General features: G+C 60.5%; 18 protein-coding genes. 9 read left to right on the plus strand and 9 right to left on the minus strand.

Going from position 1 to position 26059, the window contains the following annotated elements; genetic code table 11:
• Position 1: 1 nt before the first annotated feature.
• From ACZ25R_RS08470 to ACZ25R_RS08495, 6 genes are all read right to left on the minus strand, one after another.
• The gene (locus tag ACZ25R_RS08470) at positions 2–1222 is read right to left on the minus strand and encodes an MFS transporter (protein ID WP_472460706.1); all 1221 of its coding nucleotides are present in this window, start codon (positions 1220–1222) and stop codon (positions 2–4) included.
• A gap of 45 nt (positions 1223–1267) precedes the next feature.
• Positions 1268–1885, minus strand: a complete 618-nt coding sequence (locus ACZ25R_RS08475) for a TetR/AcrR family transcriptional regulator (protein ID WP_472460707.1) — start codon at positions 1883–1885, stop codon at positions 1268–1270.
• Positions 1886–1949: 64 nt separating this feature from the next.
• A complete protein-coding gene (locus ACZ25R_RS08480; protein WP_472460708.1) occupies positions 1950–3248 on the minus strand; it encodes a c-type cytochrome in 1299 nt (432 codons plus the stop codon).
• An 11-nt stretch (positions 3249–3259) separates the two neighbouring features.
• Positions 3260–5557, minus strand: coding sequence for a xanthine dehydrogenase family protein molybdopterin-binding subunit (locus ACZ25R_RS08485; RefSeq protein WP_472460709.1), 2298 nt, complete (start codon positions 5555–5557; stop codon positions 3260–3262).
• A gap of 19 nt (positions 5558–5576) precedes the next feature.
• On the minus strand, positions 5577–6029 hold the full coding sequence (locus ACZ25R_RS08490) for a (2Fe-2S)-binding protein (RefSeq protein WP_223612668.1): 453 nt from the start codon (positions 6027–6029) through the stop codon (positions 5577–5579).
• A gap of 595 nt (positions 6030–6624) precedes the next feature.
• Positions 6625–8802 carry a sensor histidine kinase gene (locus tag ACZ25R_RS08495; protein ID WP_464661272.1) on the minus strand — a complete coding sequence of 726 codons (2178 nt, stop codon included), beginning with the start codon at positions 8800–8802 and terminating at the stop codon, positions 6625–6627.
• Between the two features lie 170 nt (positions 8803–8972).
• Between ACZ25R_RS08495 and ACZ25R_RS08500 the strand changes: the two genes are divergently transcribed.
• Positions 8973–9479: a peptide deformylase gene (locus tag ACZ25R_RS08500; protein ID WP_472460710.1), complete on the plus strand. Its 507-nt coding sequence runs from the start codon at positions 8973–8975 to the stop codon at positions 9477–9479.
• Positions 9480–9624: 145 nt separating this feature from the next.
• A complete protein-coding gene (locus ACZ25R_RS08505; protein WP_472460711.1) occupies positions 9625–11022 on the plus strand; it encodes a sensor domain-containing diguanylate cyclase in 1398 nt (465 codons plus the stop codon).
• Between the two features lie 6 nt (positions 11023–11028).
• On the opposite strand, the gene ACZ25R_RS08510 is transcribed toward ACZ25R_RS08505, so the two are convergent.
• Positions 11029–12078 (minus strand): LacI family DNA-binding transcriptional regulator, encoded by a 1050-nt coding sequence (locus tag ACZ25R_RS08510; RefSeq protein WP_472460712.1) that lies wholly within the window; start codon positions 12076–12078, stop codon positions 11029–11031.
• Between the two features lie 165 nt (positions 12079–12243).
• Here ACZ25R_RS08510 and ACZ25R_RS08515 point away from each other — a divergent pair, with 165 nt between their 5' ends.
• From ACZ25R_RS08515 to ACZ25R_RS08535, 5 genes are all read left to right on the plus strand, one after another.
• Positions 12244–13272, plus strand: coding sequence for an ABC transporter substrate-binding protein (locus ACZ25R_RS08515; protein WP_472460713.1), 1029 nt, complete (start codon positions 12244–12246; stop codon positions 13270–13272).
• An 86-nt stretch (positions 13273–13358) separates the two neighbouring features.
• Positions 13359–15587 carry an ABC transporter permease gene (locus tag ACZ25R_RS08520; RefSeq protein WP_472460714.1) on the plus strand — a complete coding sequence of 743 codons (2229 nt, stop codon included), beginning with the start codon at positions 13359–13361 and terminating at the stop codon, positions 15585–15587.
• Positions 15584–16645 (plus strand): ABC transporter ATP-binding protein, encoded by a 1062-nt coding sequence (locus ACZ25R_RS08525; RefSeq protein WP_288194058.1) that lies wholly within the window; start codon positions 15584–15586, stop codon positions 16643–16645. Before ACZ25R_RS08520 ends, ACZ25R_RS08525 begins: the two co-directional genes overlap by 4 nt.
• A gap of 23 nt (positions 16646–16668) precedes the next feature.
• The gene (locus ACZ25R_RS08530; protein WP_289015085.1) at positions 16669–17469 is read left to right on the plus strand and encodes an inositol monophosphatase family protein; all 801 of its coding nucleotides are present in this window, start codon (positions 16669–16671) and stop codon (positions 17467–17469) included.
• Positions 17470–17761: 292 nt separating this feature from the next.
• A complete protein-coding gene (locus ACZ25R_RS08535) occupies positions 17762–19558 on the plus strand; it encodes an acyl-CoA thioesterase (RefSeq protein ID WP_403177145.1) in 1797 nt (598 codons plus the stop codon).
• 44 nt (positions 19559–19602) lie between these two features.
• On the opposite strand, the gene ACZ25R_RS08540 is transcribed toward ACZ25R_RS08535, so the two are convergent.
• Positions 19603–21945, minus strand: coding sequence for a putative bifunctional diguanylate cyclase/phosphodiesterase (locus ACZ25R_RS08540; RefSeq protein ID WP_426136929.1), 2343 nt, complete (start codon positions 21943–21945; stop codon positions 19603–19605).
• Positions 21946–22291: 346 nt separating this feature from the next.
• Positions 22292–22594: an ArsR/SmtB family transcription factor gene (locus ACZ25R_RS08545; RefSeq protein WP_223612679.1), complete on the minus strand. Its 303-nt coding sequence runs from the start codon at positions 22592–22594 to the stop codon at positions 22292–22294.
• Positions 22595–22704: 110 nt separating this feature from the next.
• Between ACZ25R_RS08545 and ACZ25R_RS08550 the strand changes: the two genes are divergently transcribed.
• Together ACZ25R_RS08550 and ACZ25R_RS08555 are read left to right on the plus strand one after the other, a co-directional pair.
• Positions 22705–23802 (plus strand): NADH:flavin oxidoreductase/NADH oxidase, encoded by a 1098-nt coding sequence (locus ACZ25R_RS08550; RefSeq protein ID WP_472460716.1) that lies wholly within the window; start codon positions 22705–22707, stop codon positions 23800–23802.
• A 211-nt stretch (positions 23803–24013) separates the two neighbouring features.
• Positions 24014–25321, plus strand: coding sequence for an O-acetylhomoserine aminocarboxypropyltransferase/cysteine synthase family protein (locus tag ACZ25R_RS08555; protein ID WP_472460717.1), 1308 nt, complete (start codon positions 24014–24016; stop codon positions 25319–25321).
• The last annotated feature ends 738 nt before the right edge of the window (positions 25322–26059 follow it).

The following is a 26059-nucleotide window of genomic DNA, read 5'->3' on the forward strand; positions in this document are numbered from 1 at the left end:
TTCATGTGGCGGGCACCAGCACGGCGCGCTTTTCCGTGGTGAAATAGAGAAGCGCCAGCACCGGAAGGGCAAAGCCGATCCAGGAGGTCAGCCACCAGCCGCCATGGGCAAAGGCCCAGCCGCCGACGGCCGAACCGATGGCGCCGCCGGCAAAGAATGTCGCCATGTAAAGCCCGTTCAGGCGGTTGCGGTATTCCGGTCCGAGCGAGAAGATCGCCCGCTGTCCCAGCACGAGATTGGTGGTGACGCCAAAGTCGAGCAGGATGGCGGCTGCCGTGAGCAGGCCGAGCGCCAGTGCCGAGCCATGCGGCGCCAGATGCGTCATCAGAAACGATGCCGATACCAGCAGCAAGGCAAAGATCGTTGCCGGGCGCGTCAGGCCGCGATCGGCCCAGCGTCCGGCAATGGGGGCCGCAATGGCGCCGGCAACACCCGCCAGCGCAAACAGGGCAATGCCACCCTGCGACAGGCCGAATTCCGGTCCGGCCAGCAGCAGCGGTGTCGTGGTCCAGAACACACTGAAGGCTCCGAACATGCTGGCCTGATACAGCGCGCGGCGCTGCAGGATCGGCGTTGTCACCGCCAGACGGCCCATGGAAGACAGCAGGTGGCGGTAGGCGAGTTTCGAGGCGGGAACCCGCTTCGGCAGGGCCAATGCCAGCACGACCATCAGGACGATCATCGCGGCGGAGGAGAGGTAGAACACCACGTGCCACGAGGAAAACTGCGCGATGAAGCTGGAGGCGGGGCGCGCCAGCATGATGCCCAGCATCAGGCCGCTGACGACATTGCCGACAACCTTGCCGCGTGCGGCTTCCGGAGCCATGTGGGCGGCATAGGGGACGAGGATCTGTACGGCGACCGAGCCGAGCCCGATGAAGAGGGCGGCGGCGAGGAACGGCAGGGGATGGGTGACCAGTCCGGCAGCGAGCAGCGCGGCGGCGCCGGCGAAAATGACGGTCAGGATCAGGCGGCGGTTTTCGAAGAGATCGCCCAGCGGCACGATCAGCAGCAGGCCGAGGCCGTAGCCGATCTGCGTCAGCGTGACGATGAGGCCGGCGGCTGCCGGTGACATGCCAAGTTCCGCGCTGATGGGCCCGGCCAGCGGCTGGCCGTAATAGAGATTGGCGGCAATCAGCCCGCAGGCGGTCGCCAGCAGCAGTGTCAGCCACGGGGAAATGGCCGGATGATCAGACGGGGTGTCTGAATGGGGGGACGACATGGGTAACTCCTTGGGAGGGAATTGAGCGTTTATTGATGGATGCGATCAGGTCAGGGTCTTCATGGCCACGGTCACGGCGGCCAGCATTTCTTCGCGTGTACGGCCGGTTTTTCCGACAACGCGCATGCCCTGCACCAGACAGAGCAGCAGCCGCGCCGTCGCCTTGCCATCGACATGGGCAGGCACCGAGCCGTCGTTCCGGCCCAGCTCGATCAGGTCCCGCAGCACGGCTTCATTGCTATCCATAGCAGCCGCGACTTTTTTCGCGACCTCCGGATCGAACGTTGCCAGCTCGCTGGCGCAACTGACGACAAGGCAGCCCAATTTCCCTGTCTGGCCATGCGAGACATCGGCATAAAGGGTCAAGGCGTCGCGGATGCGTTCGTAGCCGGTCTTGTCCGTATCGACGACGGCGCGCAGCTTGCCGCTGCGCACGGTCCGGTACCGGTCAAAGGCGGCTAGAAACACGCCGCGCTTGTCCTTGAACGCCTTGTAGACGCTGCCTGAAGCCAATTGCATGGCGTCGGTCAGATTGCCGATCGAGGTGGCGTGGTAGCCGCGTTCGCTGAAGACGCGCAAAGCCTTGTCGAGCGCTTCGTTCATATCGAATTCGCGGGGGCGGCCACGGCCGCGCATGGTGTCAGATGCGGTGGTTTCGGTCATGCCCTAATATAGGGAAAGATCATTCCCTAAATCAAGTGATATCTCGATTATGCTGCCCTACTGTCTATTGCGTGCGCGCCTTGGCCACATCCGCGGGCGTAATGGCTGATTGCTTGCCGCCGAAATGCCCCAGCACGTAGTTGCTCAACGCCGCGATCTCGACATCCGAATAGGCATTGGCGAAGGCCGGCATGGACTGTCTGCCTTGCGGCGTGGTCATATGCGCGCCCTTGAGGATAACCTGGATCAGGTTGGTACCGTCGGGATCGTTGACGGTCCGGCTGCCTTTCAGCGCGGCATAGGGCGTTTGCAGACCCTCGCCGTTCCAGCCGTGACAGCTGGCGCAGGCACCCTGGAAAAGTTTGAGCCCAAGCCCATCCTGCGCGTCCGCAGCAGGGGCATAGGCGGTGGATGCGGTGAGCGTAGCCGGTTCGGCCTCGACGATCGCATTGTCAGCGGATGTCTGGGGCGGCACCGATTTCACATAGGTGACGATGGCCTTGATGTCTTCCGGCGTCAGATGACGCAGGCTGAAGTCGACGGCTTCCCCCATGCTGCCGGTGGCGGCGCCGCGCCCCTCCGCATGGCCTTTCGAGAGGTAGTCGAAGAGCTGCTGGTCGCTCCAGCCGCCGATGCCGGTGCGCTTGTCCGAGCTGATATTGTAGGCTTTCCAGCCCTGCAGTTCGGCCCCTGCGAATTTTCTGCCATTGTCGACGGCGTAAAACACGTTGCGCGGGGTGTGGCACTCGCCGCAATGAGCCATGGCTTCGACCAGATAGGCGCCGCGATTCCATTCAGCCGTCTGTGCCGGGGCAGGCTGCAGCGGGCCGCTCGGCACGAAAAGCAGGTTCCAGAAGCGCATGACATAGCGCTGGTTGAAGGGGAAACCCAGTTCGTTCTTCGGCGCGTCGGCCTTGATCGGCGGCAGGCTGAAGAGATAGGCCTTGATCGCCAGTGCATCTTCCGTCGTCATCTGGGCATAGGCGGCATAGGAAAAGGCGGGGTAGAGATTCTGCCCGTCCCTGTCGATGCCCTGATGCAGCGCGCGCACGAATTCCGCATCGCTCCAATTGCCGATGCCGGTATCCTTGTCCGCCGTGATGTTGGGCGAATAGATCGTGCCGAACGGCAGTTTGAACGCGAGCCCTCCGGCGTAGGGCTTGCCGCCGGCGGTGGTGTGGCAGGCAACGCAGTCGGCGGCGCGGGTGAGATATTCACCGCGATCGATCAGCGCCTGTCCTGTCGGCAGCTTCGCCTGCGCCGCGGAAACATCCGGCAAGGAGGCCGGCTTGAACAGGAAGATCGCGACGCCTGCCGCAATGACAACCACGGCGGCGAGCAGGAGGAGGCCGAGTCTTTTCATGATTCAGGGTCTCACAGCTTTTCGAGTTCGGTATCGGCCGGTTTTGCGCTCGCCAATGCTGCCGCCAGAGGGGCCGCGAGCGGTGGAATCATCGACACGCTTTTCTTGTCGGTGCCGTCGGTTTTCAAGTCGTCGCGGTTGAAGGGGAGCGTGCGCAGGCGCTTGCCGGTGGCCGCGAAGATGGCATTGGCAAGGGCGGGCGCTGCCGAAACCGTTGCGGTCTCGCCGATACCGCCAGGGGATTCGCTGCTCTTGACGTGGTGGATTTCGATCTTCGGCGCTTCATTGTTGCGCAGGATGCGGTAGTCGTGGAAATTGCTCTGGTCGACGCGGCCATCGGTGAAGGTGATGCCGCTGTAGAGCGCGGCGGAAAGACCGAAGATCAGCCCGCCTTCGATCTGGGCTTCCACCGTGTTGGGGTTGATGGTGATGCCGCAATCGACGGCCACGACGGCGCGGTGCAGCGTGATTTCGCCCGCCGGAGAAACCGAGATTTCCAGCACCGCGGCCATGTAGCTGCCAAAGGCATCGTGCAGGGAGATGCCCCGGCCCATGCCGGCGGCAAGCGGCGTTCCCCAGCCGGATTTCTCGGCGACAAGTTCAAGCACGCCCGCCGCACGCGGCTGGTTCCTGGTCAGGGCGCGGCGGTATTCCACCGGGTCCTTGCCCGCCGCATGGGCGAGTTCATCCATGAAGCTTTCAACCACGAAGACATTGTGCGTGGGGCCGACCCCGCGCCACCAGGTGATGGGAACGGGCGGGTCCTCGCGCACCCAGTCGACCTGAATGACCGGCAGGTCGTAGGGCGGCTTGGCCGCGCCTTCGACCGCGTCATCGTCAAGCTTGTCCTCGGGCCAGCCGCCCGGAATGTAGTTTCCGAGCACCGAACCGCCGGCCACATGGTCGACCCAGACGGCCGGCAATCCGTCGGCACCCAGCCCGGCGGCTATGCGGTCGTAATAGGCGGGGCGGTAGAGGTCGTGCTGGATGTCCTCTTCCCGGGTCCAGATGATTTTGACGGGATAGCTCACCTGCCTGGCGATGGCGACAGCCTGCGCCACGGATTCCGCCACGAGACGCCGGCCAAAGCCGCCGCCGATGAGCTGGTTGTGCAGGATGACTTTCTCCAGGGGAAAGCCGGTTACTTTTGCAGCAAGCCCTTGTGCGATAGCCGGGACCTGCGTGCCGACCCAGATTTCGCACTCATCGGGCCGCACATGCACGACACAGTTGATCGGCTCCATCGGGGCATGGGCGAGGAATGGCAGCTCGTAGGTCGCCTCGACCTTCGTGGCGGCGGCTTTCATCCTGCCGTCCACATCGCCTTCCTGGCGCGCCATGATCGGCTTCTTGCGCTCGGATGCGGCTTTCAGCGCCGCCATGATGTTGGCACTGGCAAGGTTGGCGTTCGCCCCTTCGACCCAGGTGATATCGAGGGCTTCCAGGCCCTTTTTCGCCGCCCAGAAATGATCGCCGATCACGGCAACGGCGTTGTCCAGCCGGACGACATCGCGCACGCCGGGAATGGCGCGCGCGGCCTTGTCGTCGACATCCCCGAGCTTGCCGCCGAGGACAGGGCAGGCCGCGACGGTTGCCACCTTCATGTCAGGCACGCGGATATCGATCCCGTATTTCACGGCGCCGTTGACCTTGCCCGGCGTGTCCAGCCTGCGGCTCGACTTGCCGATCAGCTGGAAATCCTTCTGGTCCTTCAGTTTTACCTCGGCCGGCACGGGTTGCCTGGCTGCCGCGTCGGCAAGCGCGCCATAGGCAAGCTGGCGTCCGGTTGGCTGGTGGGTCACCACGCCAAGCCTGGCTACGCATTCGCTCACGGGCACCGACCATTCCGCGGCGGCTGCGGCAACCAGCATCATCCGCGCGGTTGCGCCGGCCTTGCGCAGGGGTTCCCACGTGGCACGCATGGAGGTGGAGCCGCCGGTCGCCTGTCCGCCCAAGGCTGCCGTGGCGTAGAGCTTGTCGTTCGGCGGCGCATCGACGGCCTTCACCTGATCGAGGCTGACTTCCAGTTCCTCGGCAATCAGCGTCGCTTCGCCGGTATGGGTGCCCTGGCCCATTTCGATATTGGGAAGGATGAGGGTGATCAGCCCGTCCGTGCCGATGCGGATGAAGGCATCGGGCGCAAAGGCGGCGGTGACATCGCCGTCAACCGGCTGTGCGGTGCTCGCCGCAAGCACCGGTTTGATGCCTGCGCCGAACAATGCAAATCCCAGCAGCAGTCCGCTGCCCTGCAGGAAGGCGCGGCGCGAGGTGGCTGTTTTCGGGGAGGGGGAGGAGGATGGCTTGCTCATGCTGGCTATCTCCATTTCCTCAGGCCTTCGCGGCCTGTTTTATCGCCGCTCGTATCCGGGTATAGGTACCGCACCGGCAGATATTGCCGGACATGGCCGCATCGATATCCCGGTCGCTGGGGTCGGGATTGCGATCGAGCAGGGCCGAGGCAGACATGATCTGCCCGGACTGGCAGTAGCCGCACTGAATGACCTCCAGATCAAGCCAGGCGTCCTGTATCTTCTTGCCTGCGGGCGTGGCGCCGATGGCCTCGATCGTCGTGACCTTGCGGGCGCCGACGGAGGCGACAGGCAGGACGCAGGAGCGCACGGGCCGCCCGTCCAGCTGCACGGTGCAGGCGCCGCACTGGGCAATGCCGCAGCCGAACTTGGTGCCGGTCAGGCCAATCACGTCACGCAGCACCCAGAGCAGAGGCATATCCTCCGGCACGTCCACATTGCGCTCTTCGCCGTTTATATTCAGGGCTATCATTCGGCCGCTCCTCGGTTATCCGCATCCCGTGGGACAGGTGTCAAAGTCAACGCAGCATAGGCGATTGTTGGCACAGAAAAGCGGTGCTTACCAGAGGTAGTAACGGGAAGGTGATCGCACCGGCCGCAAGTGCGATGTCACGGGGTGGAAGGGTGCGCCGGCAAAACAGCAAGCAAAGGCGATACGCTCGCTCGCGTATCGCCGGAGATTGATCTGCGATGTTTATCGGATGATCAGATTGCAAGGATAACCGCAGTCACCATCAGTGCGCCGAACAAAATGACCGAGCACGTCATCCAATTGGATAAATCGCCATTTTCCTTAACGTGTCGCATCGCCTGCCTCCTGTTGAGCGTAGCCGGATAATCCGGCGCGTTCTCAAGGATCACGAACACCCGCCGCTGACTCTGATGGCCAACGATCGTTTTTGCTCGGAGTGATTCATGTCCTGCTGCCGGAGCGTGCGGAACGGGTGTTCAGCCATCCGGATAACAGCAAGCCGACAATAGCACTTTTGGATGTGCCGCTCAATTTGTTGTCCGCCACAGAATCATCACATTTGATATCGGAGTCGTGAAATTGCGTTAACTTTTCGTTAAACGACCACTCTTGGAAAGACCATTCGGACAAGGGCACCGCGCCCCGCATGGAAACTGGCCGGTGCGTCGTGCATTTCCAGTTGCCCGCCGTGATCCTCGACAATCTTCTTGACGATGGCCAGGCCAAGTCCCGTTCCCTTTTCGCGGGTGGTCACGTAGGGCTCCAGCAGCTGGTGGCGGTTCTCAGCCGGCAGGCCCTTGCCGTTGTCCAGCACCTCGGCAACGATGGAAGGACCGGCTGCCATGGCCCGCACCAATATATGGCCTTCGCTGATGACGCCCGACTGCAGCACCGCATCGATGGATTCCGACGCGTTCTTGATGATGTTGCCGAATGCCTGCCCCAAAAGGCGGCTGTCGAAATTGCCGATCAGCGGTTCGTCGGCGAATTCGTGGGCGAATTTGATCTGGCTGTTGCTGATTTCGACAAGGAAGGATGCATCGCGCAGCACATCGCGGATGTCGGTCGCCGCCAGTTGCGGCTTGGGCATGCGGGCAAATTCGGAAAACTCGTCCACCATGCGGCCGATATCCCCGACCTGCCGGATGATGGTCTCGGTGCACTGGTCGAAAACCTCGCGGTCCTCGGTGATCACCTTGCCATAGCGGCGGCGCAGCCGTTCGGCGGAAAGCTGAATGGGCGTCAGCGGGTTCTTGATCTCATGGGCGATGCGCCGGGCCACGTCGGCCCAGGCGGAGGAGCGGTGCGCGGCCACCAGATCGGTGATGTCGTCGACGGTCACCACGTAGGATGTGTTGTGCGTGTCCGCATCTTCCCGGGTGATCTGGACGTTGAAGGAGCGGGCGACGCCGTTGCGGGTCATGGCGATCTGCTTGCGGCTCGAGGAGCGGCCGCTGTCACGCGCCGTGGTGAACACTTCGCCGAATTCCGGCAGGAGCTCCGTCAGGTTGCTGCCGATGGTGGAGACGTGATCACCCAGCAGCATGGTTTCCGCCGGCCGGTTGATGACGGCAATGTCGCCTTCCGTGTTGACGCTGATCACCCCGGCGGTCACCCCCGAAAGCACGGCTTCGGTAAAGCGCCGGCGCTCGTCGATCTGCTCCTTGGCGGAAATCAGGTCGGTGTGCTGGGTCTTCAGCTGCTGCACCATATTGTTGAAGGTGAGGGACAGCGAGCCGATGTCGCCATCGGAGCCGCGCACGGGAACCGAGACGTCGAAATCGCCGGTTGCCACTTCTTCCGCCGCCCCGATCAGCAGGCGGATCGGCTGGACCACGCGGTTGGCTACCGCGATGCCCGTCCAGACGGCGGTGAGCAGCAGCAGCAGCGTCAGTTCGATGTAAAGCAGCGCATAGGCGATCTGCGTGTTCTTGCGGTTGCTGGCCAGCGATTGGTACTCGCTGTTGTTGTCCGTCATGATCCGCATGTTGTTGAGGGCCGAGGGATCGATCGTGCGCACGGTGTAGAGATAGAGATCGGGCAGGGCCTGGGTCTTGATCACCGCGCCGACGAGATTGGTGGCGCCCGGCGGGATCAGCACCGGCCGGTCGCCGGCGGCGCCGCGCAGGGCCGACAGGGGCACCGGCGGCAAGGTATGGTCGTTGATGAGGCTGGCGCTGACGACGGGCGTGCCGCTCGAATCGACCAGGGATGCGCCCAAAAGGTTGTTGCGGCCGGCATCATAGGTCAGCCAGTCGGAAAAGGCGCCGCGATCCAGGCTGAAAAGCATGCGCCGCTGGTCGAGCTCGATGACCATGGACAGAGTCGTGGTCAAAAGGTTTTGCGCATTGTCCTCGGTATAGGACTGCGCGGCCTTGATGGACATGTCGATGATCTTGTTGTTGTCGACGTTGATCCAGGAGTTCAGCCGGTTGTCGAGGATGATCAGGGAAAAACAGGCCACGATGATCGACGGAATCGATGCGATGAGTGCAAAGATGAAGGCAATGTTGGTGTGCAGGTCATTGTGCTTTTCCTTGTTCTTGAACAGGAAGAGTTTGCGCACCGTCGCATAGGACAGATAGACCAGCAGCAGGATCGAAACGGTGTTGGCCGCGATGATGAGCTGGGTTATCTCTTTCGTCGGCGAGATGCTGGTGATGCCCATCATGACGATGAACGAGGCAATCGTCGTGGCCAAAGCCAGCAGCGTCATATACAGCGCGCCCTTGGGCAGAACCTGTTGCTTGATCTCGGTTTCGCTGGAGGACATGCATCAGCCTCGTTGGGTCAGTCCGTCGGATAACGAAGACCGCAGTATTCTCCTGTGGATTATCGGGCGGGGTGCCGCTTGTAAAGCAAGCTTGCATTCAGGCACCGGTTTGAGGCAACAGGAAGCCGGTGCGTTGCTGATCTGCCACGCGGCCCGGCTGGAGTATCGATATGACGATCCGCAGGATTCTGAAATTTCCCCATCCCGATCTGCGGGCGAGGGCAGACATTGTCACCGTATTCGATGACGGTTTGCAGCATCTCGTTGCCGATCTTCTCGACACGATGCGCGATGCGCCGGGCATCGGCATAACCGCGCCGCATATCGGTGTTCTCAAACGTGTCGTTGTCATCGAGCTTGCGGATGGTCAGGGTGTGCGGTCCTACATCAATCCGGTGATCGAATGGTCATCGGATGTGCTGGTCAGGAACATGGAGGGCAGCGTGTCGATGCCCGGCATGAATGACGAGGTCGAACGCCCGGCGGCAATCCGCATCCGCTATCAGGATATATCCGGCACGGCGCAGACGCAGGAAGCGGACGGGCTGCTTGCGGTTTGCCTGCAGCACGAGATCGATCAGCTCGACGGCATTTTCTGGCTGTACCGGCTGTCGAGGCTCAAGCGCGACCGGTTGATCAAGCGGTTCGAGAAGCAGCAGCGCATCCAGATCGCTTAGCCCACTGCTTTCTCGGCCAGTAACAAGGTTGAACAGGTGAATGATAATTAACCTTAGATTGCAGTATTTAACTTGACGCTCCGGCTCTCCCGTCGCCAAAGTAGACGTATGCGGTGGGTGACTGCAGAGGAGCGAAGATTGCGTAATGCCATCGAGTAAGTCGCGAAACTCACCGTTCGACACCCAGAATGAGCGTGGTGGCGACCGCTTGCTCCAGATTGAAGCCGTCTATGACAAGGTCCCGGTCGGGCTTTGCTATCTCAATCGCGACGGCATCTTTGTCACGGTCAACGATCAGCTTTCCCGGATGCTTGATGTCAGCAGCGATCTTGCGGTTGGCCGGTCGGTGGAGGATGTGGTGCCCGACCATGCCGCCTTGCTGCGCGCCAGCCTGATCGCTGCCCTGAAGGAAAAGCCCATTCCCGATCACACGATGCAGCGGGGGGCTGAAACACTGATGATTTCCGCCGCTCCGGTGACCAATGATCTGGGGGAAGTGGCGGGAATTTCGGTGGCCTACACCAATATCACCACCATGACCAAGATTTCCGAGCGATTGGCCGAAATCGAGCAGCGCACGACCTATGCGCTCGAGAGTGCCGGGCAGTGGATATGGGATATGAATATTGCGACGAACCGGGTCTGGCGTTCGCCGCAATACCGGACCCTGCTCGGGCTGGACCCGGCCAGCCCGGCGGCGGAGAACGTGGCCTGGGACATCGTGCATCCCGATGACAAGGCCCGCACGATCCAGGCATTCGAAGATGTTGTCAGCGGCCGGAAACCGCATTTCGAAGCGGTTTACCGGGTGCCGCGCGGCAATGGCGGTGAAGCGTGGATACTCAGCCGCGGCAAGATCGTCGAATATGGTCCCGACGGATCGCCGCTGCGGCTGCTGGCAACCAGCGTCGACATCAGCAGCCAGAAACAGATTGAAGAAGAGTTGTCCTCAACCGTGCGGTTGCGGATGGAGCTGGAGCAGAAGCTGCTCGAAGCCAACCGGAAGCTGAAAAAGCTGTCGGAAAGCGATCATCTGACCAGCCTGCCGAACCGGCGCAAGTTCAGCCGCCTGCTCAAGCGGGAATATGAGCGGGCGAGTGATCACGGGCAGCCGCTGGCCTTGCTGATGATCGATATCGACTACTTCAAGGCCTATAATGATGTGTATGGCCATCTGGCCGGGGACCGGTGCCTCGTGCAGGTGGGGCGTGTCCTCAGCAAGGTGATCGGGAAGGGCACCGGCGTTGTCGCGCGTTTCGGCGGTGAAGAGTTTGCGGCGCTGCTGCCGGGCGCCAGCATCGATGAGGCGGCGGACATTGCCGCGACCCTGCTGGAGGCCGTCGCCAGCCTGCATCTGGATCAAGAGGATGTTCCGGCCGGCCGGACATCGGTCAGTATCGGCATCAGCGCGCTCGCACAGTTGCCCGCCGCCACGCAGGACGGCGCCGATGCATTGGTGAACCTGGCAGACCGGGCTCTCTACGAAGCAAAGCGCGCCGGACGCGGCAGGGTGCGTGTCTGGGGCAGTTTTTCCACGGATTAGCCGGTTCTATCGGCCCGGCGTGCGGATGGTTTTGCGCCAGACCATCGATGCGTGCAGGCTGACGGAGCGGTTGTCCAATCCGGACTCGTCGGCGTCATTGGTCAGCCACTCCACACTGGTGCTGACGATGTCCTCGACCGGCTGGGCAAATGTTGTCAGCGCGTAGGACGACCAGTCGGCCTGGGGGATGTCGTCGAAACCGGTGACGCAAAGCTCGTCCGGAATGCGCAGGCCAAAATCGTGGCGTGCGCTGTCCATCAGCCCGAACGCCATGAGATCGTTGACGCAGAACACTGCATCGGGCCGGGTCGGCTGGGTGAACAGCATCCGGGCAATGTGCTGCCCGCTCTCATAGACCGTGTTGCCGTGGCGGATCACCGTCACCTCCAGTCCGAATTCGGCGGCGGCGGCAATGAAACCATGCTCGCGCGCCATCAGGCTTGGCGTGCCGACGGCCGAATTGGCAAAGGCCAGACGGCGGCAGCCGGCACGCAGGAAGGCATTGACGGCCGCCCGCGCGGCGCGCCTGTCATCGAGATTGATGCGGAACGGCCCTTCGATCTCGTCATCCCGGTTGATCAGGACAATGCGCTGCCCGCTGTCGAGGCAGAGTTTGGTGATCGCCTTGTCGGGGAGGCCGGAGAGCAGGATCGACGCGTCCGCCCGGTAATTGAGCGTCTGCCGCAGGGCGGCATCGACGCTGCCGTCAGAGCGGTCGGTGTTGATGATCATGCACACCTTGCCGGCCTTCTGCAGCGCATGGGACAGTTCCCGCACCAGCCGGGCGCGATAGGGCGTGTCCATCTCCGAGGCAACGAGACAGACGATGCCGCTTTCGCTGCGCATCAGGCCGCGGGCAAGCTGGTTGACGTGATAGCCGAGAGCGTCCGCTGCTTCGATGACGCGCCGGCGCGTCTCGTCGGACACGCTGGCGCCGGGGGTGAACGTGCGTGAAACCGCCGAGCGCGACACACCGGCTCTTTTTGCAACGTCTTCGGCGCTGATGAATGACTTGTTCAACGAGATTTCCACCCGGGCAACATTCGGTTTTTCCATAGATTGCACACGATTGCTCTTCTTCGCAAGGCAAGCATATTCAAATTTAATCGGACAAAATCAATAAGCCGGCTTGACATGAACTGTTCGCATGTGAAACTTTTGCACACGCTTGCAAAACAAGCAGCGGCATGGAGGTGCCGTTTTTTCAGGGAGGAGAAATTCATGCGTTCAGTCTTTGCCATTGCTGCTGCTTTTGTCGCCGGTATCCAGATGATGCCGATGGAGGCGCGTGCGGCGGACAATCTCAATCTGATCTGCTCGGCCGATGTCGTCATCTGCGAGCTGATGAAGGGCATGTTTGAGAAGGATACGGGCATTCAGGTCAACATGGTGCGCCTGTCATCGGGCGAAACCTATGCAAAAATCCGCGCCGAGGCGCGCAACCCCAAGACCGATATCTGGTGGGCGGGCACGGGCGATCCGCATCTGCAGGCCGCGTCCGAGGGCCTGACACAGGAATATAAATCGCCGCTGCTCGACCAATTGCAGGATTGGGCCAAGAAGCAGGCGGAAAGTTCCGGCTACAAGACCGTCGGCGTCTATGCCGGGGCGCTGGGATGGGGCTACAACACCGATATCGTCAAGAAAAAGGGCATGAAGGAAGCCAAGTGCTGGGCCGATCTGCTCGATCCGTCCTTCAAGGGCGAGATCCAGATGGCCAATCCGAACTCGTCGGGAACAGCCTATACGGCGCTCGCATCGCTGGTGCAGATCATGGGCGAGGATAAGGCCTATGACTATCTGAAGAAGCTCAATGCCAATGTCTCGCAGTACACGAAGTCCGGTTCCGCTCCGGTGAAGGCCGCGGCGCGCGGTGAAACGGCGCTCGGTATCGTCTTCATGCATGACTCGGTGGCCCAGACCGTCGAAGGCTTCCCGGTGAAAACCGTCGCGCCATGCGAAGGCACGGGCTACGAAATCGGCTCCATGTCGATCGTCAAGGGCGCGCGCAATCTCGATGCGGCGAAGAAATGGTATGACTGGGCGCTGTCTGCCGAGGTGCAGTCGCACATGAAGGAAGCGAAATCCTTCCAGCTGCCATCAAACAAGGCGGCGGTTGTTCCGCCGGAAGCGCCGAAGTTCGAAGACATCAAGCTCATCGATTATGACTTCAAGACCTATGGCGATCCGGCCAAGCGCAAGGAACTGCTTGACCGCTGGGACAAGGAAATCGGCGCAAGCGCCAATTGATCTGAGCTCCGCAGTTTCGCGTGCCCGCTATTTCCATGCGGGCACGCCAGCCATTTCCATCATTGAAGACAGTATTGGGTAGCACAATGGAACGTAGCGACCGGAGATTGAACATTGCTCTCGGTATAGGCCTTGCCGGGTTTGCCCTTGTGCCGTGGTACAGGATCGAAAGCGGATTCTACGGCCTTGGCTGGCTGGGCAAGTTCCCGTCCGGTGCGGCGGAAGCGCCCGGCCTTGTGCAGATCGCCAGCCATGGCCGCTGGTCGCTGGCCATCATCGCGCTGTTGTTCGCGCTGGGACTGGCTGCACGGGCGTTCAAGGTATCGCCGCTGCGGGCCAATCTGCTCATCGGGGCAGGGGCTGCCGGCATTGTCTTTCTGGTTCTGCAGGGGCTTGCCATCGGTTTCACCGGCTGGAGCTGGGCGATCAGCGAAATGCTGTTCGGGCCGCTCGCCGACGGGCAGCCGTCCATGGGGGCGGGCGCCGGTCTGGTTGCGCTGTCCTTCGTCCTGATGTTTTCCTTCGGGCTGGCCGAACGCGGCGTGCTGCGCGGCGACGCCTTTGTCGTCGCGTCGATTGCGCTCCTCATCTTCCTCGTTGCCATCTTCGTGTTCTATCCCGTCGGCAGCATGCTCATCGGCTCGGTCCAGGGCGTTGACGGTTCGTTCGACCCTTCCGGGTTCGTGCGCAATATCCAGGACCCGTCGATCTGGAGTCTCGATTGCGTGGTCGGCGGCACCCGCTGCGGCATTGCCTGGCGCACGCTGTTCCTCGCCATTCTCGCCGCGTCGGGTTCCACCCTCCTTGGCCTGTGCTTTGCGCTGGTCGCCACCCGCACCCGGTTCCCGTTCAAGAAGGGCCTGCGCCTTCTGACGATCCTGCCGATCATCACGCCGCCCTTCGTCATCGGTCTGGCGCTGATCCTTTTGTTCGGCCGCGCCGGCGTGGTGACGCAGCAATTGTCCGAGCTTTTCGGCATTGAGCCCGGCCGCTGGCTCTACGGCCTGACCGGCATATGGATCGCGCAGGTCCTGTCATTCACGCCAATCTCGTTCCTCGTCCTGATCGGCGTAGTCGAGGGCGTCAGCCCGTCGATGGAAGAGGCATCGCAGACTTTGCGCGCCGACCGCTGGCGCACCTTCTGGCGGGTTTCCCTGCCTCTGATGAAACCCGGTCTCGCCAATGCGTTTCTCATCGGCTTCATCGAAAGCATGGCGGATTTCGGCAACCCGCTGGTGCTCGGCGGCAGCCACGGCGTTTTGTCGACGGAAATCTTCTTCGCCGTCGTCGGTTCGCAGAACGATCCGTCGCGGGCAGCGGTGCTTGCGATTATCCTGTTGTTCTTCACGCTCTCGGCGTTTCTCGCCCAGCGCGTCTGGCTGGCAGGCAAAAGCTTTGCCACAGTCACCGGCAAGGGCGATTCCGGCGCGCATATCGCCCTGCCGCGCTCCCTGTCGATCGGTGTCCACGCCATTGTCATTCCGTGGATCCTGTTCACGCTCGTCATCTACGGCATGATCCTGTTCGGCGGCTTCGTGCGCACCTGGGGTCTCGACAACACCCTAACGCTGGAACATTACCAGCGGGCATTCTCCTTCAGCTTCAGCAATGGCGCCATTGCCTGGACCGGCGTTGCCTGGAACTCGTTCTGGACGACAATCAAGATCGCGCTGATTTCAGCGCCGCTGACCGCAGCCGTCGGCCTGCTCACGGCTTATCTCATCGTGCGCCAGCGCTTTGTCGGCCGCAATGTCTTCGAGTTTGCCCTGATGATGAGTTTTGCCATTCCCGGCACGGTCATCGGCATCAGCTACATCATGGCCTTCAACCTGCCGCCGCTGGAGATGACCGGGACGGCGCTGATCCTGATCGCCTGTTTCGTCTTCCGCAACATGCCGGTTGGCGTGCGCGGCGGGGTGGCGGCGATGAGCCAGCTCGACAAGAGTCTCGACGAAGCCTCGCTGACGCTGCGGGCGACGAGTTTCCGCACCATCCGCAAGGTAATCCTGCCGCTGCTGCGCCCGGCCATCGTGGCCGCGCTGGTCTATTCCTTCGTGCGCGCCATCACCTCGATCAGCGCTGTCATATTCCTTGTAAGTGCCGAATATAATATGGCGACTTCCTATATTGTCGGGCTCGTCGAAAACGGCGAGTACGGCGTGGCGGTGGCCTACTCCTCGATGCTGATCGTCGTCATGATCGTCATCATCACCTGTTTCCAGCTTCTGGTGGGCGAACGAAAACTGCGCCGCGAAAACCGCGTTGCGACAGCTTTCGTTCCCTCCGCCGCTCCACAAGAAAAGGCCGCATCATGACCACCCATCGCACCGGCTCCGTCGTTTTCTCCAATGTCAAAAAGCAGTTCGGCAATTTCACGGCCATTCACGATCTCTCGCTGACGATCGAGCCCGGCACGCTGGTCACGCTGCTCGGCCCGTCCGGTTGCGGCAAGACCACGACCCTGCGCATGCTGGCGGGGCTTGAGCACCCGTCCGCCGGCCGTATCCTGATCGGCGGCAAGGATGTCACCATGCTGCCCGCCAATGAGCGCGACGTCTCGATGGTGTTCCAGTCCTATGCGCTGTTTCCGCATATGTCGGTGGCGGAAAATGTCGCCTATGGCCTTGAATCCTCGGGCATGAAGAAATCCGACGCGCGGGAAAAGGCGGAAGAAGGGCTCAAGCAGGTTGGCCTTTCCGGCTACGGCCAGCGCCTTCCGGCGGAATTGTCCGGCGGCCAGCAGCAGCGTGTTGCTGTCGCGCGGGCGCTTGTTCTGGAGCCACAGGTGCTGCTGCTGGACGAACCCCTGTCCAATCTCGATGCGCGGTTGCGCCGCCGCGTGCGCACCGAAATCCGCGAGCTGCAGCAGCGGCTGGGATTCACGGCGGTCTATGTCACGCATGATCAGGAAGAGGCGCTTGCGGTATCCGACCAGATCATCGTCATGCAGGACGGGGTCATCGCCCAGCAGGGTTCGCCGCGCGAGCTTTACGAAGCACCGGCTTCATCCTTCATTGCGGATTTCATCGGCGAGGCCAATGTGGTGCCGTGTGAAGTGCTGCGCAGCGACGGCGGCAACGCCATCATCCGTGTCGGCACGCTGGAACACGCCGTGCCGGGCCGCAACGCCCGGCCGGGACCGGCGAAGCTCGCCGTGCGTCCCAATGCGATCACGCTGGAAGCGGGTGGGAACGGTGCCTTCGCCGGAAGCATCCGGCACGCCGCCTATCTCGGCGATCACGTCGAATATGAAGTGGAAACCGCGTCCGGAACGCTCTTCGTGGTCGATCCGGCCGTAGACCGCAATCTTCCTCCCGCAACCAGTGTCAGCATCGGCTTCCACCATCGCGGCATCGCCATCATCAACAACTGAAACTGCATTTTCAAAGGACTATCATGACATCGCATGCCGAAGCCGAGTTGCAGGGCCGTTTCGCTCTTGCCCAGAAAATGGCTGTCGAAGCCGGCGCCGTGGCGCTGGCGCATTTCAATGCGCGCGAGCGGCTGGTCATCGAGACCAAGGCCGATCCGCAGGATGTAGTCTCGATTGCCGACCGGGAAGTGGAAGAACTGATCCGCGCCCGCATCGCGGCGGCCTTTCCCGGCGATGCGGTGCTTGGCGAAGAATATGGCGTCAGCGCGGGAACCTCCGAGTTCACCTGGGTGATCGATCCGATCGACGGCACCAGCCCGTTCGTCAATGGCATGCCGACCTGGTGCATTTCCATTGCGGCACTGCGCGGCGAAGAGATCGTCGTCGGGGTCATCTATGTCCCGTGCAATGAGGAGCTCTATGCGTCGGCGCTCGGCATGGGCGCGACCCTGAACGGCAAGGCGCTCTCCATCGATCCGAGCAAGACCATTCGCAATGCGGTGACGGGTATCGGCGCCAATCACCACGTTACCCCGGCAGTGGTCGCATCACTGGTGGAAAAGCTGCTGGAAGCCGGCGGCAATTTCATCCGCAACGGATCGGGCGCGCTCATGCTGGCCTATGTCGCGGCTGGCCGTCTTGTCGGCTATTACGAGCCCTACATGCATGCGTGGGACTGCATGGCCGGTTACTGCCTCGTCAAGGAAGCGGGCGGCTGGCACCATCCATTCCCGGCAAAGGGCGAGGCGTTGACCCGGGGCGCACCGGTTCTTGCCGCCGGTACGGGCGCAGTGGACGACCTGAGAAAGATCGCGGGCCTCTGATCCCGCCCGTGTACCGCCGGCGCATCTGCGCTGGCGGGCTTGATACCATCTCAACCAGATTTTATGAGTGTACGACCTCGTTCCCGCAGTATTTCGCGTGCTTCTCTGGGTAAAAATCCCGATAAAGGCTGCTTGCATTCGCAACGGGAAAGAAAGCAAAAATCTTGAAACTTTCCGCAACTGCTAAGAGCAGATCATTGACTTATTACAGCGAATAACGTGGATTAAAGTTGGTGTTGTCGATCACCGACTCTCGTAAAGCTGGATAGACATGACGTTCGTGCGAAATCTTATGTGGGCGCCTACAATTGGCCTATCCTGGCTGTGGGGTCTGGGTTTTTTCTATTCCATCCACGTCACCCTGACCTATGGCTGGCTTGGTTTCTTCGGTTTCGCGATCTCGAACGTTGGCGGTCTCTGGTTGTTCGGCTTCATTCTCGGCCGCAGCAAGCGGACGCCGGACCAGATCATGAAGGACATCGAAAACCGCTATGTCGGCGTCTTTCTGCTGTTCCAGATGGCGGCGCTCGTGGTGACTGTTTTCGGCTTCGTTGCCTATTTGTGGCAGCCGATTGTGGGCGAGGGCGCAACAATAGGCGTTGCTTTCCTGCTTCTGGCTTCCTGTGCCATCGGCCATGCGCTTTCACTGGAGCAGATCAAGAAGCTGCATATCCTCTATACGGTGATCGGCGTTGCCGCAGGGCTCGTGCTGCTTTCCGGCCTGCGGCAGACGTCGGATTATCCCGGTGTCCCGCTCCAGCAGTTCGATGCACGGTTTTACGGCCTTGTCATGCCGACGGTGATCGGCTTCCTGCTCGGCCCGTGGCTCGATATCCAGCATTGGCAGCGGGCGGTCTATATCAAGCGCGAGGGCGGGTCGGTCGGGATCGCCTATGGCGCCGGTGCCTTGCTGTTCTTCGGTTTTCTCCTGCTCAATGCTTCCATCGCGTCGACGGTCGGCCCCATCGGCAGCATCATTTCCATTGACGGCCTGCCGAGCGCGCAAGGGTCGGTTTCCGCAGCGGTTGTCCTGGCGGCGGAAAATGGTGCGCCCTACCTGGCGATTGCCTTTGCGATCTGGACGATTGCGGCGCTCACATCGACGGTCGACAGTTTTTATTGCGCGACGAACTGGTATCTGCGCGGCAAGAACATGCGCAGCAACAGTCCGCTGCTGGCGCTTATTCCCGATGGTATTGCCTCGTCGCCGCTGTGGCTGCTGATCGGCGCGACCTGGGTTGCCTATGCCGCGGTGCCGGCAAACTTTTCGCTCATGTATTTCATGATGCCCTTCGCCACGCTGTTCGTCAGCGCGTCCGCCAATCTGGTTTGCGAGGCATTGGGCGCGAAGCCGAAATTCGATCCGGTGCTGAGCTTCCTGATCGGCTGCGGATCGTCGCTGATCTTCGTTCTCGGCTATATCCAGCCGGTACCCGGCTTCCTGTTCCTGTCGCCGTTCATCGGCTTGATCGGCGCTTTGCCGGTCATCATCGAACTGGTGGGACCCCGCTCGAAGGCGATCCCGGTTGAAATCGTCGACCAGCCCATTCGGATGATGAGCACTGCCCCGCTGACAAACACGTCGGGCGGCGAGGAAATATCGCAATCGCATGGTTTCGATGGCGAGTGGTTCGTCATGCATCTCACCCCGACCTATGACGACACCAATTCGGTCGGGAACGTCTACTTCGCCAATTATGTGCGCTGGGTCGGCAAGGCGCGCGAATTGTTCTTCAATGTCTGCATGCCGGATTTCGATCTGGCGACGACGCGGTTCTATATCCTCACGCGTTCCTTCACCCATGATTACCGGCGGGAATCGAAAGAGTTCGAGCAGATCAGCGTTCGTATCAAGATCGCCCGGCACAACCGCAAATTCGTCACGCTGCAGCACGAAATCCACAGCGCGGCGCAGGGCCTGCTCGGCCATGGCGAACAGTCCCTGATGTTCGTGGACAGGGATCAGTACAATCCGCTCGATATTCCCGGCGAAGTCATCAAGGGCTTCCTGGCCTACTGGCCAAAGGATTCGCGGCTGTCACCCAGCTATCGTCCAACTGTTCAGGACAAGACGAAGCGGCAGGCGTGAGCCGCCGGGCTGCTTCCTCTCTTCGTCGGGTTTGAGAACGCGCCTCAGCTGGCGACTTCGTAGCGGTCGCGGTCGAAGGACATGAGGTCGGCTGTCTTGTCAAACGGTTCCGCCGGGCTGAACAGGAAGCCCTGCACCTGGTCACAGCCTTCCTTTTGCAGGCAGGCCAGCTGTTCACGGGTTTCAACGCCTTCCGCGGTGATCTTCATGCCCATGCTCGCGCCGAGGCCCATCACCGCACGGATAATGGCAAGGCTTCCCCTGTTGTGCGGGAGGTCGCGCACAAAGGACTGATCGATCTTGATCTTGTCGAACGGCATCTTGCGCAGATAGCTCAGGCTGGAATAGCCGGTGCCGAAATCGTCAAGCGCAATGCTTACACCCATTGCCCGGAACTGCCGCAGCAGGGAAATCGCCGCGACATTGGCTTCGAGGAACACCGATTCGGTGATTTCGAGTTCCAGGCGGTTGGGCTTCAGCTTGTTGGTCGTCAGCGCATCGCGAACGATGGAGGCGAGATCCGAATGACGGAACTGGATCGCGGAAATATTGATCGCCACATGGATGTCGTCGGGCCAGGACACCGCCGTTTTGCAAGCCTCCTGGATGATCCATTCGCCGAGGGGGATGATATTGCCGGTCTCTTCCGCAATCGGAATGAAGATGGCCGGAGAAATATACCCGTGCACCGGATGCTTCCAGCGCAGGAGGGTTTCAAACCCGACGGTCTTGAGCGTGATGGCCGACACGATCGGCTGGAAATGCAGGATGAACTCCTGCCGCGCCAAAGCGCCGCGCAAATCCATCGCCAGAGCGCGCTTGGCCTCGATCCGCGCATCCATTTCGACTTCGTAGAAGCGATAGCTGTTCCGGCCCTCGTTCTTGGTGCGGTACAGCGCAAGGTCGGCGCAGCGCATGATGTCGCTGACGCTATCCATGGGGGCAAGCGCGATGCCGATGCTGATATGGATATTGATCTGGATGCCATCGATCCAGAATGGCTGTGAGATGCGCCGCACGAGATCTTCCGCCAGTGCCGTCGCTTCGGGCTGGCCGGCGCCAGGGGCCAAGATGGCAAATTCGTCGCCGGAGAGACGCGCCACGATGTAGCGGGCAGGGGATGTGCCGCGCAAACGCTCGGCGACCTGCTTCAGCAACTGGTCGCCGATGCCGTGGCCGAAGCTGTCATTGACGGTCTTGAATTCGTCGAGGTCGATGCAGAACACGGCAAAGCCGGCAAGGCCGGTTTCCAGTTCCTTGGTTGCTTCGGCGAGCTGATCGGTGAACAGGGTTCTGTTCGGCAGATCGGTGAGCACGTCGTAGCGGGCGAGATAGGACAGCTTGTCTTCCGACTGCTTTGCCGCTGTCACGTCGGAACCAACCCCGCGATAACCGCAGAACTGCCCGGCATTGTCAAATATGGCCTTGCCGGTCAGTGACCACCAGCGGGTTTCGCCCTTTATATTGATCGGCAATATATGGTTGCGGAAGGTCGTGCGGTTTTCAATGGCCTGCCAGATCGACCCCACTTTCACCGCCTCTTCGGCATGTGACTGGTCGACCTTGAACAGTTGCGCGAAAGGCATTCCCTGCAATTGCTTGGTGGTTTTCTCGGCGATCTGTGCCAGGCGCGGCGAGGTGTGCTGGAGCTTCAGGTCGGCATCGGTTTCCCAGATCCAGTCGCTGGCATTTTCTTCGAAATCATAGAGAAGCAGGCTGATAACCTCCTTCTGCTGCTCGACCTTGATCTGGTCGAGCGTGCGCATGACGATCAGGTTGCTCATGTGCACGATGGTGAACAGGATGAACAGCGCATAGATGGCCAGCAAGATCGCAATGAAAAGAAAGAAATCCTCGCCGGTTGAGGCGAGGGCAAAGAACGAGCCGGTGATGATCGCGCCTGAAAAGGCAATGGCTGCCAGCGGAACCACGGCCACGCCGATGCCGGTCGCCATGAGGCCGGCCGCCGTGCAGGCGATCAGCAGCCTGTGGTAGGCGTCGGCTTCCAGAAAAAGCATGAGCGGAATGCTGGCCAGGCACAGGCCGTAACATGCGGATATGATGATCAGGTATTTGATGCCGGCGAAGCCAAGCTCCTTGACCTTTGGCACCTTGTACCATTGCCAGCAGGCAAACAGCGATGCGGCGGTCATGACGGTGACGATGGTCGCCAGACTGCCCAGATACAGGCTATGTCCCTGATCCCAGAAGACAAACGCCACCACGAACACGACGCTCATGGCCACGATGACGGTAAAGGGCGCCAGTCGCAGCGCCACATCCATCTGTTCAGCATAGACCCGCCGCTTGACGGCAGGATTTATCGTTCCCCGCATGCCGAACATGGAACGGATAGCGTCAGGCGTATGGAAATTCGACAGTTGCACTCACGGACCTCAGAAAGGCGAGTTCATATTTCCCTATGCTATTTTTATTACGTTCGGCATTGGTTAATTTGCTTACCATTTTTTATAATAGTTACCAATGTCTTTATGGTTGTATGGTTTATGCCTGAGTAATATGAGGTTATTTGCAAGAAGTTTTATAATTTCTCCGCTGGAAATGCGAATTGAATATGAATATTCAAATATAAAAGAGAATATCGATGTCTTGTAGTATTAAATTCATGTAAAAATCAAAGTCGCGTCCATGTATAAGGCGGGCGCGTTCACCGCCTGCGCGGCGGATCATTCAAGCGGTCCGCCTTGCCGCGTTGTTCTAGGGGGCCGGACCCTAGCCCCGGACTGCGAGAATTGCCGGCAGCAGGCCCGGAAAAATCTCGGCCAGTTCATTGTCGCGCAATTCGTTGATCCGCGAGGTGCCGTCGTTGCGGGTCTTGATGATCCCCGCTTCCCGCAGCACGCGGAAATGATGTGACACACTGGATTTCGGGCGTCCGTTCTCAAGCGCAGCGCAGGTTGCCTCACCTTCGCGGGCCAATTGCCGGACAATCGACAGGCGAATGGGGTCGCTCAGCGCGTAAAGCACGGATTCGAGCTGCACTTCGGTGATCTGGGGATGGCGATATTCTCTCATGCACATGTCCTAGCACAAAATTTTGTGTATTGCTATTGTTCGAATAATATCGAACTATGGAAATATCAGCGGACCCGAATGTCTGCAGCATCCCACCTTGGAGTAAACATATGGCCTCTCTTTTCGACCCCTTCACCTTGAAGGATGTGACATTGCGCAACCGAATCGCCGTTTCCCCCATGTGCCAGTATTCGGCAAATGACGGCGTGATCAATGACTGGCATCACGTTCATCTCGGCGGATTGGCGCGTGGCGGTTCCGGACTGGTGATTGTCGAGGCAACCGCCGTGTCGCCGGAAGGCCGGATCACGCCGGGTTGCGCGGGGTTGTGGAATGATAAACAGGCGAAGGCATTCGCACCGGCGGTTCAGACCATCAAGGATGCGGGCGCCGTTCCCGGCATCCAGATTGGCCATGCGGGGCGCAAGGCTAGCGCGAACCGGCCGTGGGAAGGGGATGACCATATTGCGGACGATGATCCGCGCGGCTGGGAAACGATTGCCCCTTCAGCCATTGCCTATGGCGGCGGGCTGTCGAAGGTTCCACGCGCAATGACCAAGGCCGATATCGAGCGGGTGAAGCAGGCATTCGTCGACAGCGCCAAGCGGGCACTTTCCGTCGGCTTCGAATGGCTCGAACTGCATTTTGCCCATGGCTATCTCGCGCAGAGTTTTCTGTCCGAGCATTCCAACACGCGCACCGACGACTATGGCGGCAGTTTTGAGAACCGCAGCCGCTTCCTCATCGAAACGGTGCAGGCCGTGCGGGCCGTCTGGCCGGAAAACCTGCCGCTCACTGCGCGTCTCGGTGTCATCGAGTATGACGGGCAGGACGAAAAAACCCTCAGCGAAGCCATAGAACTTGTCAAACAGTTGAAGGCCAATGGCCTCGACTTCATCGATGTCAGCATGGGCTTCTCGCTGGGCAAGACCAATATTCCGTGGGGCCCGGCATTCCTGGGGTCCGTTGCGGAGCGTGTCCGCCGCGAAACCGGCCTGCCAGCCTCGACATCCTGGTACATCAGCACGCCGCAGGAAGCCGACGGTCTTGTCCGTGATGAAAAGGTCGATCTTGTCATGCTGGCGCGTCCGCTGCTAACTGATCCGCACTGGCCGTTCCGCGCCGCCAAGGAGCTGGGCGTCGAGAAGGCGGCCTGGGTTCTGCCTTCACCCTACGCCCATTGGCTGGAACGTTATCGGGCCGCTTGAGCCCTATGGGTAGATAACATGGAGCCGGGAATGGAATTCTCCATACCCGGTTTCACGGATGCGCGATTGGCATAAAGTGGGGCGTTGCGCCCCGCTTTTAGTATGGGATTTCCCGAACGCGCCGAAATAAGCAACGGCCTGCGTGTTCCCCCATTGCAACTTCTCCTAGTGTTTCGGGTGATCATTCCGCACCAACACGAGGACGAAAACCATGGCAGTCCATTTGCACCCCGAGACCATCGCCCTGCATGCCGGCTGGCGGGCTGATCCCGCAACCGGCGCCGTGGCCGTGCCGATCTACCAGACGACCTCGTACCAGTTCCGTGACACGGAGCACGCGGCCAATCTCTTCGCGTTGAAGGAACTCGGCAATATCTATACGCGTATCGGCAACCCGACCACCGATGTCCTGGAGAAGCGTGTTGCCGCGCTCGACGGCGGTATTGCTGCGCTCGCGGTTTCTTCGGGGCAGGCGGCGTCAGCCCTTGCCATCCAGAACCTTGCGCGGGCCGGTGACAATATCGTCAGTTCCACCGATCTCTATGGCGGCACATGGAACCTGTTTGCCAATACGCAGAAGGATCAGGGTATCGAGGTGCGCTTTGTCGATCCCCGGGACCCCGAAGCGTTTCGTCGGGCTACGGATGAGCGGACCCGTGCTTATTACGCGGAAACACTGCCCAATCCGAAACTCACCGTATTTCCGATTGCCGAAGTCGCCGCCATCGGGCGCGAATATGGCATTCCGCTGATCGTCGACAATACGGCAGCGCCGTTGATCGCGCGGCCCCTGCAGCACGGCGCCGCCATTGTCGTCTACTCCACCACCAAATATCTTGGCGGGCACGGCACTTCCATTGGCGGCATCATTGTCGATGGCGGCCAGTTCGACTGGGAGAAATTCCCGGAGCGGCAGCCAGCGCTGAACACACCCGATCCAAGCTATCACGGCGCAGTCTGGACGGAGGCGGTCAAACCCATCGGACCCGTCGCCTATATCATCAAGGCGCGGGTCACGCTTTTGCGCGATCTTGGCGCGGCGCTATCCCCCTTCAATGCGTTCCAGACCATCCAAGGCATCGAGACGCTGTCGCTGCGTCTCGAGCGCCACGTCGAGAATGCGCAGAAGGTTGCCGAGTTCCTGGCCAAGCGGCCGGAGATCGCCAAGGTCATCCATCCATCGCAGCAGAGCGGTCTCGATCGCGAGCGGGCGGAGAAATATCTCTCTGGCAGTTTCGGAGGGCTGGTCGGCTTCGAGCTCAAGGGTGGCCTGCAGGCAGGGCGCAAATTTATCGAAGCGCTCGAACTCTTCTATCACGTGGCCAACATCGGCGATGTCCGCAGCCTCGCCATCCATCCGGCAACGACCACGCATTCCCAGCTCTCGCCGGAAGAACAGCGGGCGAGCGGCGTTTCGGAAGGGTATATCCGGCTCTCGGTCGGCATCGAACATATCGATGATATTCTTGGCGATTTGGAACGCGGCCTGAACGCATCGAAACTTGCACTCGCTGCCTGAAACCTCTGGTTGGTTGGAATTACGGACAGGATATTGTAATGTTCTGGAGTGAGGGATGGGCTTTCACCCACCCCTCGCTTCTAGAGTGTAAATCGAACCCGGACTATCAGCATCCAGCCGGTCCGGGTTCTTTTCACCTCTAGCGTGACGCTAAACGGTAATTTCCGCATAGATCACCTCCAGTTTTGAGAGCAAGGCCATTGCTGTGGTCGGGAGGCCCGTCTTCCCGATGCACCGGCTGGCTCGGTGTATCTGCTTCGCCCTCAAATGGATCGCGTGTAAAACGCCTGTTCAATCCATTGCCCGTTTTCACGCAGCATCGCTAGAAATTCACAGTTGAATCATTTGAGGTAAGCGGTTGTTTTTGATGGGTATTTGGAACTATTGTTGAATGATCCTCGCGTTCTTCCCGAAGAATGGTTCTGGCCATTGACTTATGAAAGCAGAGTTTCCCGATGATCTGGAGCGTAGCCTGAACGCATCGAAACTTGCACTCGCCGCTTGAAACCTCTGGTTGGTTGGAAACATCGATCAAATGTTGTAAGTTCTGGAGTGAGAGGCGGGCTTTCACCCGCCTCTCATGGTCTAGTTCGAGAATTGAATCCGGACTATCAGCTGCCAGCCGGTCCGGGTTCTTTTCACGACTAGTGTGATACTAAACGGCAAATTCCGCATAGATCACCTCCAGTTTCGAGAGCAAGGCCATTGCCGTGGTCGGGAGGCCCGTCTTCCCGATGC

This window comes from Phyllobacterium sp. RCAM01083 (assembly GCF_055685835.1).

Bases quoted from the DNA above. Each gene is read 5' to 3' on its own strand.
- ACZ25R_RS08470 (WP_472460706.1), bottom strand. From the start codon at position 1,222: ATGTCGTCCCCCCATTCAGACACCCCGTCTGATCATCCGGCCATTTCC.
- ACZ25R_RS08475 (WP_472460707.1), bottom strand. From the start codon at position 1,885: ATGACCGAAACCACCGCATCTGACACCATGCGCGGCCGTGGCCGCCCC.
- ACZ25R_RS08480 (WP_472460708.1), bottom strand. From the start codon at position 3,248: ATGAAAAGACTCGGCCTCCTCCTGCTCGCCGCCGTGGTTGTCATTGCG.
- ACZ25R_RS08485 (WP_472460709.1), bottom strand. From the start codon at position 5,557: ATGAGCAAGCCATCCTCCTCCCCCTCCCCGAAAACAGCCACCTCGCGC.
- ACZ25R_RS08490 (WP_223612668.1), bottom strand. From the start codon at position 6,029: ATGATAGCCCTGAATATAAACGGCGAAGAGCGCAATGTGGACGTGCCG.
- ACZ25R_RS08495 (WP_464661272.1), bottom strand. From the start codon at position 8,802: ATGTCCTCCAGCGAAACCGAGATCAAGCAACAGGTTCTGCCCAAGGGC.
- ACZ25R_RS08500 (WP_472460710.1), top strand. From the start codon at position 8,973: ATGACGATCCGCAGGATTCTGAAATTTCCCCATCCCGATCTGCGGGCG.
- ACZ25R_RS08505 (WP_472460711.1), top strand. From the start codon at position 9,625: ATGCCATCGAGTAAGTCGCGAAACTCACCGTTCGACACCCAGAATGAG.
- ACZ25R_RS08510 (WP_472460712.1), bottom strand. From the start codon at position 12,078: ATGGAAAAACCGAATGTTGCCCGGGTGGAAATCTCGTTGAACAAGTCA.
- ACZ25R_RS08515 (WP_472460713.1), top strand. From the start codon at position 12,244: ATGCGTTCAGTCTTTGCCATTGCTGCTGCTTTTGTCGCCGGTATCCAG.
- ACZ25R_RS08520 (WP_472460714.1), top strand. From the start codon at position 13,359: ATGGAACGTAGCGACCGGAGATTGAACATTGCTCTCGGTATAGGCCTT.
- ACZ25R_RS08525 (WP_288194058.1), top strand. From the start codon at position 15,584: ATGACCACCCATCGCACCGGCTCCGTCGTTTTCTCCAATGTCAAAAAG.
- ACZ25R_RS08530 (WP_289015085.1), top strand. From the start codon at position 16,669: ATGACATCGCATGCCGAAGCCGAGTTGCAGGGCCGTTTCGCTCTTGCC.
- ACZ25R_RS08535 (WP_403177145.1), top strand. From the start codon at position 17,762: ATGTGGGCGCCTACAATTGGCCTATCCTGGCTGTGGGGTCTGGGTTTT.
- ACZ25R_RS08545 (WP_223612679.1), bottom strand. From the start codon at position 22,594: ATGAGAGAATATCGCCATCCCCAGATCACCGAAGTGCAGCTCGAATCC.
- ACZ25R_RS08550 (WP_472460716.1), top strand. From the start codon at position 22,705: ATGGCCTCTCTTTTCGACCCCTTCACCTTGAAGGATGTGACATTGCGC.
- ACZ25R_RS08555 (WP_472460717.1), top strand. From the start codon at position 24,014: ATGGCAGTCCATTTGCACCCCGAGACCATCGCCCTGCATGCCGGCTGG.